The following is a 17413-nucleotide window of genomic DNA, read 5'->3' on the forward strand; positions in this document are numbered from 1 at the left end:
CTGCCGTCGCCCCGATGCCCGCCTTTGTCGGCGTGGTCGATCCCTTGAGTAAAGTTTTAACCGTAAATCCTTGACGAGAGGTTGTCGCGGAACTGGCATCGCCGCATCCCCCAAACAAAAATGCCCGCGCAAGGCGCGGGCATTTTGATTGGAGCGGTACGACAGATCAGTTGCGGACGGTGATGCAGGAGATGTCGGCGCGCTTCAGGGCGCGGCAGACGGCTTCGGCCTGGTCCCGCTCGAGCCCGGCGAAACGGGCCCGGTAAAGCTTGCGATTGTCCTTGGCGAGGACCGGCTCGGTGAACGGGTCGGCCTTGCTGAGCAGGCCGCGGGCGGAGCTGCGGGCGGCGTCGATGCGCTGCTGGGCTTCGTTCTCGCTCTCGAGTGCGCCGACTTGGACGATCCAGCCGCTATGGGTGACGACCGGCTTGGTGGTGGCGCTCATCTGGATCGGCTGCGGCACAGGATCGGCCGAAGCGAGCTTCGCAGCAGCCGGTGTGGGCGCGGTGGCCGTTGCGGCCGGCAGCACGCCGAGGATGCCGTTGCCGGTGCCGAAGCCCGCCGGCTGACGGGGCATCTCGGTGCGGGCGAGCTCGGCCTTCGGCGCTTCCGGCTGGCTCGCCATCTCGGGCTTGTTGATGAGATCGGCGCGGGCGACGACGGCGCCGGAGGTCTCCGCGACGTCGGAGCGGGCCGCAATCGTGCTCGTGACCTGCGGTGCGACCTGAGCCGGGGCGGCGGAGGCGACCTTCACGGTGCCGGCCTTGACCTGAACCGTCTTCACCCGGACCGGCTTCATCGGCTCGGACGAGCCGGGGATGATGGAGAGCGGCTGGCTGGAGATCACGCCATTTGTGAGCGGCGCGGGCTCGATCCTGGATTCAGTTGGCCGAACCTCGGGCTTGCTGGTGTCAGGCCTGGCTTGAGCCGGCGGCATCGCGGCGGTCGCGGCCGCCAGCGCCGACAGGCGCGAGGCGAGACGCTGCGGGGCCGTCTCGGGGGCAGGGGCGGCCGCGGCCTGCTGGACCTGCGGAGCGGGGCGGGCCGGGGTCTCCGATGCATCGGCGACGTCGGTATTGGCATCTGCGCCGTTGCGCTCGGTGACAGCGACGACGGTGTGGGTGGTGGCGCCCTTCTCGAGGTTCTCCGCGAGCAGGTTGCGCATGGTGGCGTCGCGCGAGCCGCCGCTGCGGCCGCCGAGCACCACGCCGATCAGGTGGCGGTTGCCGCGACGCATCGAGGTCACGAGGTTGAAGCCGGAGGCGCGGGTGTAGCCGGTCTTGATGCCGTCCACGCCCTCGACGCTGCCGAGCAGGTGGTTATGGTTGCGGATCGACTGTCCGCGCCAATTGAACGTCGAGGTCGCGAAATAGCGATAGTAGCGCGGGAAGCGCTCCTGGATGGCGCGGCCGAGCGTGGCCTGGTCGCGCGCGGTCGTGACCTGCTCGTCGTTGGGAAGGCCGTTGGCGTTGCGGTAGACCGTCTTGGACATGCCGAGCGAGCGCGCCTTGCGCGTCATCATCTGGGCGAAGTCGTCCTCGTCGCCGCCGATCGCTTCCGCGATCACGACGGCCGCATCGTTGGCGGAGCGGGTGACGAGGCCCTTGATCGCGTCCTCGACGCGGATGGTCTGGCCGGCACGCAGGTTCAGCTTGGTCGGATCCTGATCGGCGGCGTGCTGCGACACCGGCATCTCGGTGTCGAGCTTCATCCTGCCGGACTCGAGGCGCTCGAACAGCAGATAGAGCGTCATGATCTTGGTGAGCGAGGCGGGGTGGCGGATTCCGTCTGGGCTCGTTGCCTGGAGCACGGAGCCGGAATTGCCGTCGACGATGATCGATGCGAATTTCGGGCTGGAGCTGTCGGACACATCGCGCTGCACCCGGTGGTGCGCGTAATTGCGCCGGTGACGCCGTGCCTCGGCAGCATCGGTGAAGATGACTACGGCGGTGACCGTAAGAAGCCCGAAAACGCCAACCCGCGCCAAGCGCGAGGAAGACAAGTTTTTACGAAGCATGAAACCCCGTCCCCGTTTCTGACTTGATCACCGGCCCGTGAGGCGAAATTGTGCCCACTCGACCCGGGATCATTACCTGCTCAGGCTGTCTCTCCGCTGGTGTTCGCTGCGGGAAACGTTGGGCCTGAGCCGCTGTTCTGGCTAAGGTGATGTTCTCGAACGGCTTTTGACCATTCGCGGAAGCTGAACACGTCCAGGGAATCAGGGTAGGGGTCCGCGGTTTCCAAAAGCTTAAGGAACCATTGCGGGAAACCCCGGGAATCTCAGCGATTTGCATCTAATTTTGTGCGTCGCACAAGATTCTTGACTTTTTTGTGCGTTGCACTATTTTTGGGCGGAGTCAGGGAGCCGGGGCTTCCGGACCAAAGCCAGGGAAAAAGGATTCCGAAATGTTCAAGGTTGAAGACTTTCAGAGCTACGGGAAAGAGCAGTTCGAGCAGTGCGTTGCTTCCGCGACCTCGATGCAGCATGGCCTCCAGGCGATCGCCAGCGCGTATGGCGACTACACCAAGAAGTCGTTTGAAGACACCAAGTCCTTCGTCGAGAAGCTTTCCGGCGTGAAGTCGCTGGACAAGGCCGTGGAAGCGCAGACCGACTTCGCCCGTTCCAGCTACGAGACCTTCGTTGCGGAATCGCAGAAGATCGCCGGCCTCTACAGCGACCTCGCCAAGCAGGCGTTCAAGCCGGTCGAGACCATCGTTTCGAAGTTCACCCCGGCTGCCAACTAACGTCCTCTGGAACTCCTGGAATCGAAAAGCCCGGCTGGTTCAGCCGGGTTTTTTTGTTGTCGCGACAAAGATCCGGTTCAGCGCGCCACGCGCAGCTTCGACAGCGACGTACCGACGTCAACCCCACACGGTCTGACTCGCCGACATCACCGGACAGAACGTGTCGATGCCGTTCGCCTTGGCGTCGTCGCGCAGCTTCTTCCGTCGCGTGTCGATCTGCGAGGCATTGCTGTACCACCAGCGATTCTGCGCATCGAGACCGCCGGCGAGGAGCACGAGGCCACTGAGCTGATCGACCAGGTTCTTCGCGGCCGTCGGCATCGCCGACATCTTGCCGTCCTGGGCCATCGAGCCGGCGTTGTCGAGCAGCATGGCGACGCGCATGCGCACCAGGGGCCACGCGATTGAACGGCAGCTCGATTGGACCGTAGAAAACCGGAGGTATCCCGCGAAACCGCCGCTGCCGCTTAACGGCCGGATTCCCGGTGAAGATGTTCTAAACGGTGCCGGCCGAAACTTTTGTCAAATCGGTCCGGATTGACTAACCTTGGTCAGGATCGCCGGACCGGGAATCGGGACTGCCTCGACCATATTGGCCAGACCGTTGCACGCTTGCGGCGAGCCGGGGGCGGGCCCATATTCCCTACAATCGAGCCGGGCTTGACCGGACCGGTTGGAAGCGGTGATCCAACAAGGCGGCGCGCCCGTGCAAAGCTCCGAAGGGCGGGGCCGCGCGGCTGACCGTCACTCGCTTCCGTGGGGAATTTGAACGCCTGAGCCATGCCGCACCTGACTTTCAGACTAGACCTGTCCGCGCAAGCCGCTGCCCACGCTCCTCGTATGAGCAATGACGAGAACCGTTCGGGCGGACCGACGGGGCCGAATACGTCTGTCATCACCAAGGTCAAGCCGAAGACCAAACGGCCGAACCTGTATCGTGTGCTGATCCTGAACGACGACTACACGCCGATGGAATTCGTCGTCCATGTGCTGGAGAAGTTCTTCCAGAAGGACATCGAGGCCGCGACCAAGATCATGCTGCATGTCCATCATCACGGCATCGGCGAGTGCGGCGTATTCACCTACGAGATCGCCGAGACCAAGGTGACGCAGGTGATGGACTTCGCCCGCAAGCACCAGCATCCGCTGCAATGCGTGATGGAAAAGAAATAACTGCGCGTTCACATCCAGAGTTATTTAGATCGGTTCTGGTTGCGCGGTATGTGATGGCAGCACATCCTGCTGCGTGATCCCGCGAAAATCAGCGGCGTCAATCCTGCCCAAATGGGTAGTTCTGCCCAAATCGGAACGGGTTTTGCATCGAGCATGCCGTGGGCGCGTAATGCCCATTTGAGTCGCGGAACCGGTCTTTCGCCGCGGTCTTGTATAACTATATGTGACAAAGGTTGTTGTTGCCTGACCGGGCGATGGCGATCATGATGGTGGGGGCCATAGAGGACGCGAATGCCGACTTTTTCCCAAAGCCTTGAACAATCCCTGCATCGTGCGCTGGCGATCGCAAACGAGCGTCATCACCAATACGCGACGCTCGAGCATCTCTTGCTCTCCCTGATCGACGACTCCGATGCAGCCGCCGTCATGCGCGCCTGTAGCGTCGATCTCGACAAGCTCCGCACGAGCCTCGTCAATTACCTTGAAACCGAATTCGAGAATCTGGTGACGGATGGCGCCGACGACGCCAAGCCGACCGCCGGTTTCCAGCGCGTGATCCAGCGCGCGGTGATCCATGTGCAGTCGTCCGGTCGCGAAGAGGTGACCGGCGCCAACGTGCTGATCGCGATCTTCGCCGAGCGCGAGAGCCATGCCGCGTACTTCCTGCAGGAGCAGGACATGACGCGCTATGACGCCGTCAACTACATCAGCCACGGCATCGCCAAGCGGCCGGGCGTCTCCGAGGCGCGGCCGGTGCGCGGCGTCGACGAAGAGACCGAGGCAAAGGGTACCGAGGACGCCAAGAAGAAGGGCGAAGCGCTCGAGACCTATTGCGTCAACCTCAACAAGAAGGCGCGCGACGGCAAGATCGATCCGGTGATCGGACGCAATTCCGAGATCAACCGAGCGATCCAGGTGCTGTGCCGCCGGCAGAAGAACAACCCGCTGTTCGTGGGCGAGGCCGGCGTCGGCAAGACCGCGATCGCGGAGGGCCTCGCCAAGCGCATCGTCGACAGCGAGGTGCCGGAGGTTCTTGCGGCTGCGACCGTGTTCTCGCTCGACATGGGCACACTGCTCGCGGGCACGCGCTATCGTGGCGACTTCGAGGAGCGCCTGAAGCAGGTGCTGAAGGAGCTCGAAGCTCATCCCAACGCCATCCTGTTCATCGACGAGATCCACACCGTGATCGGTGCGGGCGCGACGTCGGGCGGGGCGATGGATGCGTCGAACCTGCTCAAGCCGGCGCTTGCCTCGGGCACGATCCGCTGCATGGGCTCGACCACCTACAAGGAATACCGCCAGCACTTCGAGAAGGACCGCGCGCTGGTGCGGCGCTTCCAGAAGATCGACATCAACGAGCCGACGGTCGAGGACGCGATCGCGATCCTCAAGGGCCTCAAGCCTTACTTCGAGGACTACCACCGGCTGAAGTACACCAACGAGGCGATCGAGGCTGCGGTGCAGCTCTCCTCGCGCTACATCCACGACCGCAAGCTGCCCGACAAGGCGATCGACGTGATCGACGAGTCCGGCGCGGCGCAGATGCTGGTGGCCGAGAACAAGCGCAAGAAGACGATCGGCATCAAGGAGATCGAGACCACGATCGCCTCGATGGCGCGGATCCCGCCGAAGAGCGTGTCGAAGGACGATGCCGAGGTGCTCAAGCATCTCGAGCAGACCCTGAAGCGCACCGTGTTCGGCCAGGACAAGGCCATCGAGTCGCTTGCCGCATCGATCAAGCTGGCGCGTGCCGGTTTGCGCGAGCCGGAGAAGCCGATCGGCTGCTATTTGTTCTCGGGTCCGACCGGCGTCGGCAAGACCGAAGTCGCAAAGCAGCTCGCGGCGTCGCTCGGCGTCGAGCTGCTGCGCTTCGACATGTCCGAATACATGGAGCGGCATACCGTGTCGCGCCTGATCGGCGCGCCTCCCGGCTATGTCGGCTTCGACCAGGGCGGCCTGCTCACTGACGGCGTCGATCAGCATCCGCATTGCGTGGTTCTGCTCGACGAAATCGAGAAGGCGCATCCCGACCTCTACAACGTGCTGCTCCAGATCATGGATCACGGCCGACTCACCGACCATAACGGCAAGCAGGTCAACTTCCGCAACGTGATCCTGATCATGACCACGAATGCGGGTGCTTCGGATCTCGCCAAGCAGGCGTTCGGCTTCACCCGCTCGAAGCGAGAAGGCGACGACCACGAGGCGATCAACCGGCAGTTCGCGCCGGAATTCCGCAACCGTCTCGATGCCATCGTCTCGTTCGGCCATCTCAGCGTCGAGGTGATCGGCACGGTCGTGGAGAAGTTCGTGCTTCAGCTCGAGGCGCAGCTCGGCGATCGCGACGTCACCATCGAACTGTCCGAGCCCGCCAAGACCTGGCTGGTCCAGCATGGATACGACGAGCAGATGGGCGCACGGCCCATGGCCCGCGTCATCCAGGAGCACATCAAGAAGCCGCTGGCTGACGAGGTGCTGTTCGGCAAGCTCAAGGGTGGCGGCCACGTCCGCGTCGTCCTGGTCAAGGACGAGGCCGACGAGACCAAGGACAAGATCGGGTTCGAGTTCCTCGACGGTCCGATCACGCCGAAGCAGGAGAAGCTGCCCGGCGCCCGCAAGCGTCCGCCGGGCAAGTCCAAGCCGGGCGGTGGTGGCTCCGGCGGTTCGAAGGGGCCGACCTCGAAGGGCCCGCTGGTCAAGGCTTGATTGCGAGCGATATGAAATGAAAAGGCCGGCTGAAAAGCCGGCCTTTTTGTTTGCGTGGCCGTTGCGAGGCGCTAGGTGCCGGTGTCAGGCGCAGGCGCCGCCGGCGGCCGCGGCTTCTTCGGCGCGGGTGGCCGCGCGCGGGCAGGAGCTGACGGCTGCATGGTCGCGATGACAGGGTTTGGCTTGTGATCGGTTGCCGCCCCGGTGGCAGCATCGACGCCCATGCCGACGACACCGCCGAGCAAAAGATTTCCGGCGAAGCCGGCGGCCCCGGAGGTCGGTATGTCCCGGCTGAGCGGCACGATCTGCGGTTCATAGCCTTCCTTCTGGAAGGTGATCGAAATGTCGGCGTTCCGCTTGACGACCACGGAGCACGGCGTCGTGCAGGTGGTCGGAACTTCCATTCCGCTGACGACGGCTTCCACGCCCGACGGTGTCGATGAGATGCTGATGTTTTCGGTCGTGCCCCGCGTGACAGACGCGCAGCCGCCCAGCATGACGCTGAGCGCCACAATTCCAAATGAACGCATGAAATGCCCCTTATTCCCCGCGTCAATGAAGCGCAGGCAATACGTCATTGGTCCAGATAGTTAAGCCACGCACAAGTTGCGCGTGAGGACAGCTGAACCTGGACGTGAGCTATTCGCCGCGCAGGCGTTGGTCGTCCTGTACCCGGACGTGCTCGGCGCCGCGCGCGCCCGCGGGCGACAGCCGCAGCATGCTCAGCACTGCACCGCACAGCGCAAATCCGACGCCGACAAGGAGCGCGATCCTGGTTCCCTCGGTCGGATAGCGGCCGAGCAGCAGCGCCACCAGCGCCGCGCCGGTGGTCTGGCCGAGCAGGCGCGCCGTGCCCAGCATGCCGCTGGCGCCGCCGGCGCGCTCGCGCGGGGCGGCCGCGATCATGGTGCGGTTGTTGGGGGTCTGGAACAGGCCGAAGCCGGCCCCCGCCAGCGCCATCCGCCAGATCACGTCGAGCGGCGTCGGGCTTGCAGGCAGGAAGGCGAGTGCGCCGAGGCCGCAGGCAAACAGCGTGAGCCCGATGCCGCCCAGCAGGCCGGCCGGATAATGCTCGACCAGGCGGCCGGCGAGCGGGGCTGCGAACGCCACCGCGATCGGCCATGGCGTGATCAGAAGTCCCATATGCACCGCCGAATAACCGAAGCGGCTCTGGAGGTAGAAGGGGATAGCGACGAAGGCCAGCATCTGCCCGCAGAACGAGGCGATCGAGGTCGCAATCGACAGCGCGAACACCGGGATGCGCAACAGGTCGACCGGCAAGAGCGGCGAGGTCATGTGGGTTTCGCGGTAGATCAGCAGCGCGCCCGCGACGATGGCGATGGCGAATTGAACGAGACAGGTGATGGCGGCCTCGCCATGACCGACGCTGTCGACGGCCGCGATGCCGACGCCGAAGGTGATCGCGGACAGCCCTGCGCTCTGCCAGTCGAAGGAACGGCCGGCGGGTTTTGTGTGCGGCAGGCTGCGCAGGCCGAGCACCAGCGTCACTGCACCGAGCGGGACGTTAATGGCGAACAGCCAGGGCCAGGTTCCGACCGCCAGGATTCCCGCGGCGAGCGTCGGGCCGACCGCGGCCGAGAAGGCGACGACGAGCGCGTTGATCCCGATGCCGCGGCCGAGCTGGCTGCGCGGGTAGGTGAAGCGCACCAGTGCCGCGTTGACGCTCATGATGCCGGCGGCGCCAAAACCCTGGATGATGCGCGCGATCGTCAGCAGCGGCAGCGTATGCGCGAGCGCGCAGAAGGCGGATGCGAGCGTGAACAGGACGAGCCCGGCCAGATAGACGCGGCGATAGCCGACGATCTCGCCGAGCGACGCCAGCGGCAGCAGCGAGATCGTGATCGCGAGCTGGTAGCCATTGACGATCCAGATCGAGAAGGCCGGGCTCGCATCGAGGTCGGCTGCGATCGTCGGCAGCGCCACGTTGGCGATGGCGCTGTCGACGACCGCCATGATGATGCCGAGCGCAATCGTCAGCACCGCCTGGTTGCGCAGCGGCTGCGGCAGGCCGTCGGCATGCTCGATCGGGGCAGACGACATGATGGAGGCGAGCCTGATTGGAGCCGTGATTCATCCCCGGATTAGGAAATTGCAGGATGGATCGCAACCCGGCAGGACCCGGACAGTTCCTGTGCCGGAAGCAGGCCTTCCGGCACAGGAAAACGGGTCGGGACCGCTCTCGCGAGGGCTCGGGGAGCCGAGCGGTCGGGCAGTTAGCCGTCCCTACACCGCCGGCGGATTGCGGTCGGTGAAGGTGGTGCGCTGGTGCCAGTAGGGATAGGGCAAGGTCACCTTGCTCGCGGCATCGAGCTTTGCGATCTGGTCCTTGGTCAACGTCCACCCAACCGCGCCGAGATTTTCGCGCAGCTGCGTCTCGTTGCGCGCGCCGATGATCAGCGTCGAGACCGTCGGACGCTGGAGCAGCCAGTTCAGCGCGATCTGCGAGACGCTCTTGCCCGTTTCCTTGGCGACCTCGTCGATCGCCTCGACCACGCGATAGACGTGCTCATCGGGCACGGGCGGGCCGAAATCGGCGGTCTTGGGCAGGCGACTGACCTCGGGCTTCGGTTGACCCCGTCGGATTTTTCCGGTGAGGCGCCCCCATCCGAGCGGCGACCAGACCACCGCGCCGAGCCCCTGGTCCACGCCGAGCGGCATCAGCTCCCATTCGTAGTCGCGCCCGATCAGGGAATAGTAGGTCTGATTGGCGACATAGCGTGGGAAGCCATGCTTGTCGGCAACCGAGAGCGACTTCATCAGGTGCCAGCCCGAAAAGTTGGAGACGCCGACATAGCGGATCTTGCCGGCGCGCACGAGCACGTCGAGAGTCGCAAGCACCTCTTCAGGCGGGGTGAACGCGTCGAAGCCGTGAAGCTGGAACAGGTCGATGTAATCGGTGCCGAGCCGGCTCAGCGAACCGTCGATGGCCGCGAGCAGATGCTGCCGTGACGAGCCGATGTCGTTGGGTCCATCGCCGAAGCGGAAGGTGGCCTTGGTCGAGATCAGAACCTTGTCGCGGCGACCCTTGATGGCCTCGCCGAGGACGCGCTCGGATTCGCCGAGGGAATAGACGTTGGCGGTGTCGAACATCGACACCCCGGCATCGAGGCAGATATCCAGAAGGCGCCGCGCCTCGGTCGCGTCCGTTGTACCCCATGCAGCAAGGCGGCCGACGCCGCCGAAGGTGCCCGTTCCCAGGCTCAAAGCGGGCACCATGAGGCCGGATCGGCCCAAGCGTCGGTATTCCATCGATATGCTCCTCGGCTGGCCGCTGGTTGATCGGTGCGGCCTTGGGGTGCGATGGTAATGCAAGCGCGGGCCGCGTCCTATCACGCGCTCACATACCGGCCTTGCTCGGGAATGGCCTAGTCGTGCAGGCGCATGTCATCGAATGCTGCATCGGCAAGGCGCGCGCCGGGCGACTTCACCGATGACTGAACCTCGACCCTGGTTGCGGGCGAGGGGAAGCAGGCAGCTTCGCCGTCACGCGCCTGCCGCGGCAGCAGCGTCAGGCCCCAGCCCACCAGGACCAGCACCGCGAGCCTGATCGCGATCACACCCAGCAATAGCTCCGAGCCGCTTATGGTGGCGTGAGTCCTCATGCACGCCAGCCTGATGCGCGCAGCTGGACAAGGCAATCTGGAATTGACGAGCCTTGCCTTCGCCTGCAGCGAAGGCTCAAGGTGATAGCTGGCTGGATGTCAGTGCCGCAACTGGCTCTGCCTGAAGTCGCGTGGCGACATTCCGAAATGCTCGCGGAAAACGCGGCCGAAATGCGAGAGGTCGTTGAAGCCCCAGGCGAAGGCGATCTCGCTGACGTGGCGATGGGCCAGCACGGGCGAGGCGAGGTCACGCCGGCATTGGGCCAGACGCTCGGCAAGCACGTGGCGCTGGAACGAGGTATCCTCGTCGGCGAGGAGATCGTTCACATAGCGTGGCGAGATGCCGAGTGCAGCAGCGGCCTCCGACAGCGAGAGGTCGGGATCCGCTAGGTGAGTGCGGATGTGGGCCTTCAAGCGATAGAGCAGGGCGGAGCGATGGGTGGAGGACGGCAGCGATGTCTTGCCAAGCCGTTCGCTCAGCGCCATCGCGAGCAGATCGACGGCCTGCTCCGACAACGCCGCAGCGTTGTCCGGGGTAAGTCGGTCCGCGCTCTGGCAAAGCCTGAAGATGAAATCATAGGCGAGCCGTTCGAGCGGCACATCGGCGCCGAACGACATCGCGGTGAGCGTCTCGGTGGCGCCGAGCCGGCGCTGCAACATTTCGCGCGGCACCTTGAAGATGGTCTGCGCGAAGGCGTGGTTGAACTTCAGCTCATAGGGACGCGTCGTGTCGTAGAGCGCGAACTCGCCGGGATGGATCACGGTCTCGCGGCCGTCCTGCACCACGCCTCCGTCGCCGCGATTGCCGAGTGCGACCAGGACAAAATCCTGATCCGAACGCGCGATGCGGGACGGCGTCCGGAACACGTGCTGGCGGTCGGAGCAGACCTCGGAGCACACGGCCCTGCCGAGCGGGGCCTGCGTGACCGAGCCGCGAAAGGCGCTGCCGAGGTCGGACTTGCAGTCGAGCCCGACGAAGACGTCGCAGACGATGTCCTGCCACAGCGCCAGCCGGCGGTAGCCGGGGCTGCCGTCTGTCGTGAACTGGATTGGCATCGGCAAGCCTCCCTGTCACATCCAGCAAAACCGCATGTTGGCGCAGATCCAGCCAGACCGAAGGCAAGTCCCGTACCCGTCGGCGATCCCGGCCAGTCGAGTTTTTGTTCCACTGCGGTCGAGCGCCCGGCCGGGTGGCTTGGCCAAATAGACTGCATCGGACGTGGCTTCCGATCAACCGGCAATGGAGGCGGGAATGGGCATCGAACATCCGAAATACAAGGTCGCGGTGGTGCAGGCGGCGCCCGCCTGGCTGGATCTCGACGCCTCGATCGACAAGTCGATCGCGCTGATCGGGGACGCCGCCGAGAAGGGCGCCAAGCTGATCGCCTTTCCCGAGGCCTTCATCCCCGGCTACCCCTGGCATATCTGGATGGACTCGCCGGCCTGGGCGATCGGCCGCGGCTTCGTGCAGCGCTACTTCGACAACTCGCTGTCCTATGACAGTCCGCAGGCCGAGCGGCTGCGCGACGCCGTACGCAAGGCAAAGCTCACCGCCGTGCTCGGCCTGTCCGAGCGTGACGGCGGCAGTCTCTATCTGGCGCAATGGCTGATCGGGCCCGACGGCGAGACCATCGCAAAGCGCCGCAAGCTGCGGCCGACCCATGCCGAGCGCACGGTCTATGGCGAGGGTGACGGCAGCGATCTCGCCGTCCACGCAAGATCGGACATCGGCCGCATCGGCGCATTGTGCTGCTGGGAGCATCTCCAGCCATTGTCGAAATATGCGATGTACGCCCAGAACGAGCAGGTGCATGTCGCGGCTTGGCCGAGCTTCTCGCTCTACGATCCCTTTGCGCCGGCGCTCGGCGCCGAGGTCAACAATGCCGCCTCGCGCGTCTATGCGGTGGAGGGCTCCTGCTTCGTGCTCGCGCCGTGCGCGACGGTCTCGCAGGCCATGATCGACGAGCTCTGCGACCGCCCGGACAAGAATGCGTTGCTGCACGTGGGCGGCGGGTTCGCCGCGATCTACGGCCCCGACGGCAGCCAGATCGGCGACAAGCTGGCGCCGGACCAGGAGGGGCTGCTGATTGCCGAGATCGATCTCGGCGCCATCGGTGTTGCCAAGAACGCTGCCGATCCCGCCGGGCATTATTCGCGGCCCGACGTGACGCGGCTACTGCTCAACAAGAAGCGATACCAGCGCGTCGAGCAGTTCGCGCTGCCGGTCGACACCATTGAGCCCACGGATATCGCGGCGGCGGCGAGCTGATCGCCGGGATCAAGGGGAGGGTACGATCATGGAATCCGCAATTCCTCTGCATCTCGAGACCCAGCGCACGCGCCACAAGCGCGTGCCGGACGACTACCAGCCGCCATATCCGTCGTTCGTGGCGCGCTACAAGCCCGCCGTAAGCCGCGTCGTGATGGCCTATTTCGGTCTGCAGTATCGCGGCGCGGCGCCGGCGGCTGCGACGGAGGCACTCGCCGAGATCGCGGCGCGGTTTGCTGCCGAGGGCGGGCCTTCGCATTGGGACCGCGCCCGCTACGTCGACCGCGCCGGTTATGAGACCGTCGTGTCGGTTGCCTATTGGGACGACGTCGCGCGCTTCGACGCATGGTTCGCGCCGGCACGCGAGGCGTGGACTGTGAAGGCGCACGAGGGCATCGGCACCTTCATCGAGGTGCTGCGTCCCACGGTCGCCCGGCACGAGACGCTGTTCTCCTCGCTCGACCGGCCCGAGGGCGTGGCCGCAATCGCCGACGGCATGAGCGGCGAGGTGCAGGAGCACGCCTATTGGGGCGGCATGCGCGATCGCATGCCTCTGTCGCAGACCGATCCGATGACGCCGGGCGGCACGCCGGAATTGATCCGCGACGGCGCGCGGCTGCGGGTGAAGGCGCACGACAATCTCTGCCTGATCCGCTCCGGGCAGGACTGGAGCGATACGGAGGCATCCGAGCGAAAGCTCTATCTCGACGATGTCGAGCCGGTGCTGCGCGAGGGCATGGATTTTCTGCGCGACGACGGGCTTGGCATCGGCTGCTACGCCAACCGCTACATGCAGGTGCTCTCCGCCGACGGCAGCGAGAGCGAAAAGTCCTACGGCCAGAGCTGGTGGAAGAGCCTTGCCGCACTGGAGCGCTGGGCGGAGTCACATCCGACCCACGTCAAGATATTCGGCGCGGCGATGAAATACCTGTCGACGCTCGGGCCGTCGGCAAAGCTACGGCTCTATCACGAGGTCACGGTGGCGGCCGCGGACGAGCAGCTCTTCGAATATCTGAACTGCCATTCGAAGACCGGCATGCTGGCGGCGGTCGAGACCGTCAGCGCCTAGGCTGCGCAGTGACCGAGCAGTTCGGGATGCGCGGCGCAGATGTGATGTGCGCCGGCATCCCGCAGCTCGGCCTCGCTGCCATAACCATAGAGCACGCCGATCGCGGTCATGCCGTTGGTGCGGGCGCCGATCACGTCGTGGCTGCGGTCGCCGATCATGATCGCGCTGCCGGGATCGACCGTCGTTTCGTCGAGCGCATAGCGCAGCAGGTCGCGCTTGTCGACACGCGTGCCGTCGAGCTCGGAGCCGAACACCCGCTCGAAATACGGCTTCAGGCCGAAATGATCGACGATGCGGATGGCGTAGACCGCGGGCTTGCTGGTGGCGACGAACATGCGCTGGCTGGTTGCGGCGATCGTCGTCAGCGTGTCGATGATGCCGGCATAGGCCTCGTTCTCGAACAGGCCGATATCGGCAAATCGCTCGCGATAGAGCAGTAGCGCGCGGTCGGCTAGCGCGTCGCTTCCAGTGAGCTTCTTCAGGCTGGCGTGCAGGGGCGGCCCGATGCACCAGGTCAGCTCGTCCTCGCTCGGCACGGCAAGCTCGAGCCGCTCCAGCGCGTATTGGATCGAGCGGGTGATCCCGGGCTTCGGGTTGGTCAGCGTGCCGTCGAGATCGAAGAAGATTGTAGCCATGCCAGTCGTGCCCGTGTTGATACCGTCGTTGTTTGACCTAAACGACGCCGCTGCTCAAGGCAACGCCGCCGCGTCGCGCGACGTTTTAAAGCTCGCTATTGGCAGGGCATAAGCGTAAAGTCCTGCGATCACCGCCCTTCCCATGGCATCCATCGGTGACTGAGGGTCACTAGCGCTCCCGCCGAACGAGGAGGAGCGCGCATGCCTCGCTTTAATCTGGCCGACTGGATCGTGCCGCCGGTGATCGTCCCGCTGTTTCTGTTGCTCCTGGTGGCCGCTGCGGCTTTTCTGCATGGATAGGACGCCGCTCCAATATCTGGTGAGCGGACGCGATCAAAGCGGCTACGTCAGCCTGGCCCGCACCACGACGGCCGCCGCTCTGAAGAAGGCGAGGGAGCTGTTGCAGGAAGGCTATGTCGACGTGCGGATATGCACGCCGCAGGGCCGGGTTCTGCTGTCTGACGAGTTCGACCAGTTCGAGGCATGAGGAGCGCAGGGGCGTCAAGCGGCGCGCCCGGATCCTCCGCGAGGAACGATACCCGTATGAAAATACTTATTGTCGCACTGGCGCTTGGCACATTCGTGCAAAGTGCAGTCGCCAAAGAGCCGGACTGCCGCGCGATCGAGAGCACGAGCGGACGGCTTGCCTGTTACGACGCCGCGTTTCCGCCGAAAGCGAAGCAACCCACTGCTGCCGAACAAGACGCAGCGCGGGCTGCCTACAAGGACCCCTTCATTGCGGAAGAGGCCAGAACCGCAGCGAAGCTGAAGAATATCTGTCGCGGCTGTTGAGGTTTGCAATCAAGCAGCGCGTGGCAGAAGTGACGGACGACAGAATTCGCCGGCGCGTCCGCCCGCCGTGCACACTCCGACATCAAGCGAAATCATAGAGGTGCCGACATGACGCCGCTCCGCCGTATCGCCGTGATCGGCAACTCGCTGCCTCGACGATGCGGAATTGCGACCTATACGACCGACCTGAAGAACGCGATATCGATTTCGCGCCAGGATCTGGAGACCTGCATCGTGGCAATGACCGATCGCGGTCAAGCCTATGATTATCCTCCGGCGGTCGCGTTCCAGATCAAGGACGGCAATATCGAAGACTACATGCGGGCCGCGGATTTCCTCAATGCCGGCCGGTTCGATGCCGTGTGTTTGCAGCACGAGTTCGGGATTTTCGGTGGTGAGGCCGGAGCCCATATCCTCGTGCTGTTGTCCCGCCTTGCCATGCCGGTGGTGACGACGTTCCATACCGTGCTCGCCGATCCGACATCTGCGCAGCGGACGGTCATGGAGCGCATCGTCGAGGCGTCGTCGAAGGTCGTGGTGATGGCCAATAAGGGCCGCGAACTGCTGCGCGACGTCTACCGGGTGGCTGGCGACAAGATCGAGGTCATCGCCCACGGCATTCCGGACGTCGCCTTCGTCGAGCCCGATGCAGCGAAGGCCAAGCTTGGATTTGAGCAAAAATCGGTCATCCTGACATTCGGCCTGTTGTCACCGAACAAGGGCATCGAAATCATGATCGACGCCATGCCGTCGATTCTGAAGCGCTGCGCGAATGCGGTGTATGTCGTGCTTGGCGCAACGCACCCCAACCTGGTCCGAAACCAGGGCGAGGCCTATCGCGAGAGCCTGATGGCGCGGGTGCGCGAACTCGGAATTGACGACCACGTGGTGTTCTTCGACCGGTTCGCGGATCTCGCCACGCTGCTCGAATTCATCTCGATGTGCGACGTCTATGTCACGCCCTATCTCAACGAGGCCCAGATGACCTCGGGAACCCTGGCCTACAGCTTCGGATTGGGGAAGCCGGTCGTCTCGACGCCTTACTGGCACGCCCGCGAGCTGCTTGCCGACGGGTGCGGCGTGCTGGTGCCTTTCAGCGACGCCGCGGCGATCGGCAACGAGATCGCAGGCCTGCTGACCGACGACGCCCGCCGGCAGGCGATGTCGCGGCGCGCCTATGCGGCGAGCCGGATGATGACATGGGAGCGGGTGGCCGAGCGCTACGTGTCCGTCTTCGAGAATGTACGGCAAGGCCATCGGCTTAAGCTCTTCGCGGGCTCAGACATGAATGTGCCGGAGCCACGTAGCCCCGCATCGCCCGATATGCAGATCGGCCATTTCCTGTCGATGTGCGATGATGTCGGCCTGTTCCAGCATGCGGTCCATTCGGTGCCGGATCGCGCGCACGGCTATTGCGTCGACGACAATGCCCGAGCGCTGCTGCTGGCCTGCGCCCTCAATGGTCCAGGCGAACAGCCGCTGTCCGAAATCCTGACGAGCCGGTTTGCGGCATTCGTGCAGCACGCCTGGAATCCCGACACCGGGCAATTTCGCAACTTCATGGGGTTCAATCGAACCTGGCTTGAGGACAGAGGGTCAGAAGACAGTCACGGGCGGACGCTATGGGCTTTGGGCGAGGCTGCACGCAGAGACGCGAGCCCGGCCCGGCGCCTGTGGGCCGCTGCCTTGTTCGCCCAGGCATTGTCGATCGCGGCGAGCTTTCGTTCGCCCCGCGCATGGGCATTCATGCTGCTGGGCTTGGACGCTTATTGCGCTGTGGCTCCGGACGATCTCCACGCCAGGGACGTCCGGCATTCCCTTGCTGGCAGGTTGATGGCGTGTCTGGCGTCGGTCGAGACGTCGGACTGGGTGTGGTTTGAGGAAGGGCTGGCCTACGACAACGCGCGGCTGCCGCAGGCGTTGATCCTCACAGGCATGGCGACGCAGGCGCCCCAATATCTCGATGCCGGATTGAGGTCTCTGCGCTGGCTCATGACGCAGCAGACGACCGCGGCAGGGCATTTCCGGCCGGTCGGCACCGCCGGCTTCGGCGAGCGGCGGCAACGTCCCCGTGCGTTTGATCAGCAGCCCGTGGAGGCAACGGCGACGATCGCCGCCTGCCTCGCTGCGTGGCGTGCCGACGGCGATGCCGAATGGAAAGCCATGGCAACTCGGGCCTTCGCCTGGTTCCTAGGCAGCAACGATCTCTCAGTGGCGCTGGTCGATCCGCTCACTGGCAGTTGCCGGGATGGTTTGCACGCTGATCGCGCCAACGAAAACCGCGGGGGCGAGTCCGTTGTTTGCTATCTCCTCGGGCTTGCCGAGATGCGCCAGCTTGCGCGCGTCAACCCGAGCTTGACGAGGCCCACAGCCTTGCGCGCCGTGAGCGCCTGAACTTCAT

At 64.6% G+C, this 17413-nt stretch carries 16 protein-coding genes; 8 read left to right on the forward strand and 8 right to left on the reverse strand.

Translation table 11 applies throughout. The features are described from left to right. Positions 1 to 166: 166 nt before the first annotated feature. Complete coding sequence (locus AB7531_RS18655) at positions 167 to 2017, reverse strand: D-alanyl-D-alanine carboxypeptidase (RefSeq protein WP_231142133.1); 1851 nt, start codon at positions 2015 to 2017, stop codon at positions 167 to 169. A gap of 389 nt (positions 2018 to 2406) precedes the next feature. Between AB7531_RS18655 and AB7531_RS18660 the strand changes: the two genes are divergently transcribed. Beyond that, positions 2407 to 2745 carry a phasin family protein gene (locus tag AB7531_RS18660; RefSeq protein WP_014494653.1) on the forward strand — a complete coding sequence of 113 codons (339 nt, stop codon included), beginning with the start codon at positions 2407 to 2409 and terminating at the stop codon, positions 2743 to 2745. A gap of 117 nt (positions 2746 to 2862) precedes the next feature. On the opposite strand, the gene AB7531_RS18665 is transcribed toward AB7531_RS18660, so the two are convergent. Next, complete coding sequence (locus AB7531_RS18665; RefSeq protein ID WP_084795099.1) at positions 2863 to 3135, reverse strand: hypothetical protein; 273 nt, start codon at positions 3133 to 3135, stop codon at positions 2863 to 2865. Positions 3136 to 3585: 450 nt separating this feature from the next. Between AB7531_RS18665 and clpS the strand changes: the two genes are divergently transcribed. Beyond that, on the forward strand, positions 3586 to 3918 hold the full coding sequence (gene clpS / locus AB7531_RS18670; RefSeq protein WP_014494655.1) for an ATP-dependent Clp protease adapter ClpS: 333 nt from the start codon (positions 3586 to 3588) through the stop codon (positions 3916 to 3918). Positions 3919 to 4209: 291 nt separating this feature from the next. Next, a complete protein-coding gene (gene clpA, locus AB7531_RS18675; RefSeq protein ID WP_014494656.1) occupies positions 4210 to 6624 on the forward strand; it encodes an ATP-dependent Clp protease ATP-binding subunit ClpA in 2415 nt (804 codons plus the stop codon). A 71-nt stretch (positions 6625 to 6695) separates the two neighbouring features. On the opposite strand, the gene AB7531_RS18680 is transcribed toward clpA, so the two are convergent. From AB7531_RS18680 to AB7531_RS18700, 5 genes are all read right to left on the reverse strand, one after another. Then, positions 6696 to 7154, reverse strand: a complete 459-nt coding sequence (locus AB7531_RS18680) for a PEGA domain-containing protein (RefSeq protein ID WP_063982766.1) — start codon at positions 7152 to 7154, stop codon at positions 6696 to 6698. A gap of 109 nt (positions 7155 to 7263) precedes the next feature. Then, on the reverse strand, positions 7264 to 8685 hold the full coding sequence (locus AB7531_RS18685; protein ID WP_063982767.1) for an MFS transporter: 1422 nt from the start codon (positions 8683 to 8685) through the stop codon (positions 7264 to 7266). A gap of 183 nt (positions 8686 to 8868) precedes the next feature. Further along, positions 8869 to 9894: an aldo/keto reductase gene (locus tag AB7531_RS18690; protein WP_063982768.1), complete on the reverse strand. Its 1026-nt coding sequence runs from the start codon at positions 9892 to 9894 to the stop codon at positions 8869 to 8871. Between the two features lie 116 nt (positions 9895 to 10010). After that, complete coding sequence (locus tag AB7531_RS18695) at positions 10011 to 10247, reverse strand: hypothetical protein (protein WP_063982769.1); 237 nt, start codon at positions 10245 to 10247, stop codon at positions 10011 to 10013. A gap of 99 nt (positions 10248 to 10346) precedes the next feature. After that, positions 10347 to 11303 carry a helix-turn-helix domain-containing protein gene (locus AB7531_RS18700; protein WP_063982770.1) on the reverse strand — a complete coding sequence of 319 codons (957 nt, stop codon included), beginning with the start codon at positions 11301 to 11303 and terminating at the stop codon, positions 10347 to 10349. A gap of 196 nt (positions 11304 to 11499) precedes the next feature. On the opposite strand from AB7531_RS18700, the gene AB7531_RS18705 reads away from it, so the two are divergent. Together AB7531_RS18705 and AB7531_RS18710 are read left to right on the forward strand one after the other, a co-directional pair. Beyond that, positions 11500 to 12516 (forward strand): carbon-nitrogen hydrolase family protein, encoded by a 1017-nt coding sequence (locus AB7531_RS18705; RefSeq protein WP_063982771.1) that lies wholly within the window; start codon positions 11500 to 11502, stop codon positions 12514 to 12516. A gap of 28 nt (positions 12517 to 12544) precedes the next feature. Next, positions 12545 to 13585, forward strand: a complete 1041-nt coding sequence (locus AB7531_RS18710; RefSeq protein WP_063982772.1) for a phenylacetaldoxime dehydratase family protein — start codon at positions 12545 to 12547, stop codon at positions 13583 to 13585. Here the strand turns inward: AB7531_RS18710 and AB7531_RS18715 are convergent. Then, entirely contained in the window at positions 13582 to 14220 is a 639-nt protein-coding gene (locus AB7531_RS18715) for an HAD family hydrolase (protein WP_441280031.1), read from the reverse strand. The genes AB7531_RS18710 and AB7531_RS18715 overlap by 4 nt on opposite strands. A gap of 292 nt (positions 14221 to 14512) precedes the next feature. Here AB7531_RS18715 and AB7531_RS18720 point away from each other — a divergent pair, with 292 nt between their 5' ends. The 3 genes from AB7531_RS18720 (at position 14513) to AB7531_RS18730 (ending at position 17406) form a co-directional block, all read left to right on the forward strand. Further along, entirely contained in the window at positions 14513 to 14707 is a 195-nt protein-coding gene (locus tag AB7531_RS18720; RefSeq protein WP_063982774.1) for a hypothetical protein, read from the forward strand. Between the two features lie 56 nt (positions 14708 to 14763). After that, on the forward strand, positions 14764 to 15012 hold the full coding sequence (locus AB7531_RS18725) for a type VI secretion system-associated protein TagO (RefSeq protein ID WP_063982775.1): 249 nt from the start codon (positions 14764 to 14766) through the stop codon (positions 15010 to 15012). 108 nt (positions 15013 to 15120) lie between these two features. Further along, the gene (locus AB7531_RS18730) at positions 15121 to 17406 is read left to right on the forward strand and encodes a glycosyltransferase family 4 protein (RefSeq protein WP_063982776.1); all 2286 of its coding nucleotides are present in this window, start codon (positions 15121 to 15123) and stop codon (positions 17404 to 17406) included. Positions 17407 to 17413 lie beyond the last annotated feature (7 nt).

Origin of the sequence: Bradyrhizobium sp. 63_E2_N1_3, from assembly GCF_052076005.1 — a bacterium.
Lineage (GTDB): Bacteria > Pseudomonadota > Alphaproteobacteria > Rhizobiales > Xanthobacteraceae > Bradyrhizobium > Bradyrhizobium barranii.

Bases quoted from the DNA above. Each gene is read 5' to 3' on its own strand.
- AB7531_RS18655 (WP_231142133.1), bottom strand. From the start codon at position 2,017: ATGCTTCGTAAAAACTTGTCTTCCTCGCGCTTGGCGCGGGTTGGCGTT.
- AB7531_RS18660 (WP_014494653.1), top strand. From the start codon at position 2,407: ATGTTCAAGGTTGAAGACTTTCAGAGCTACGGGAAAGAGCAGTTCGAG.
- clpS (WP_014494655.1), top strand. From the start codon at position 3,586: ATGAGCAATGACGAGAACCGTTCGGGCGGACCGACGGGGCCGAATACG.
- clpA (WP_014494656.1), top strand. From the start codon at position 4,210: ATGCCGACTTTTTCCCAAAGCCTTGAACAATCCCTGCATCGTGCGCTG.
- AB7531_RS18680 (WP_063982766.1), bottom strand. From the start codon at position 7,154: ATGCGTTCATTTGGAATTGTGGCGCTCAGCGTCATGCTGGGCGGCTGC.
- AB7531_RS18685 (WP_063982767.1), bottom strand. From the start codon at position 8,685: ATGTCGTCTGCCCCGATCGAGCATGCCGACGGCCTGCCGCAGCCGCTG.
- AB7531_RS18690 (WP_063982768.1), bottom strand. From the start codon at position 9,894: ATGGAATACCGACGCTTGGGCCGATCCGGCCTCATGGTGCCCGCTTTG.
- AB7531_RS18695 (WP_063982769.1), bottom strand. From the start codon at position 10,247: ATGAGGACTCACGCCACCATAAGCGGCTCGGAGCTATTGCTGGGTGTG.
- AB7531_RS18700 (WP_063982770.1), bottom strand. From the start codon at position 11,303: ATGCCAATCCAGTTCACGACAGACGGCAGCCCCGGCTACCGCCGGCTG.
- AB7531_RS18705 (WP_063982771.1), top strand. From the start codon at position 11,500: ATGGGCATCGAACATCCGAAATACAAGGTCGCGGTGGTGCAGGCGGCG.
- AB7531_RS18710 (WP_063982772.1), top strand. From the start codon at position 12,545: ATGGAATCCGCAATTCCTCTGCATCTCGAGACCCAGCGCACGCGCCAC.
- AB7531_RS18715 (WP_441280031.1), bottom strand. From the start codon at position 14,220: ATGGCTACAATCTTCTTCGATCTCGACGGCACGCTGACCAACCCGAAG.
- AB7531_RS18720 (WP_063982774.1), top strand. From the start codon at position 14,513: ATGGATAGGACGCCGCTCCAATATCTGGTGAGCGGACGCGATCAAAGC.
- AB7531_RS18725 (WP_063982775.1), top strand. From the start codon at position 14,764: ATGAAAATACTTATTGTCGCACTGGCGCTTGGCACATTCGTGCAAAGT.
- AB7531_RS18730 (WP_063982776.1), top strand. From the start codon at position 15,121: ATGACGCCGCTCCGCCGTATCGCCGTGATCGGCAACTCGCTGCCTCGA.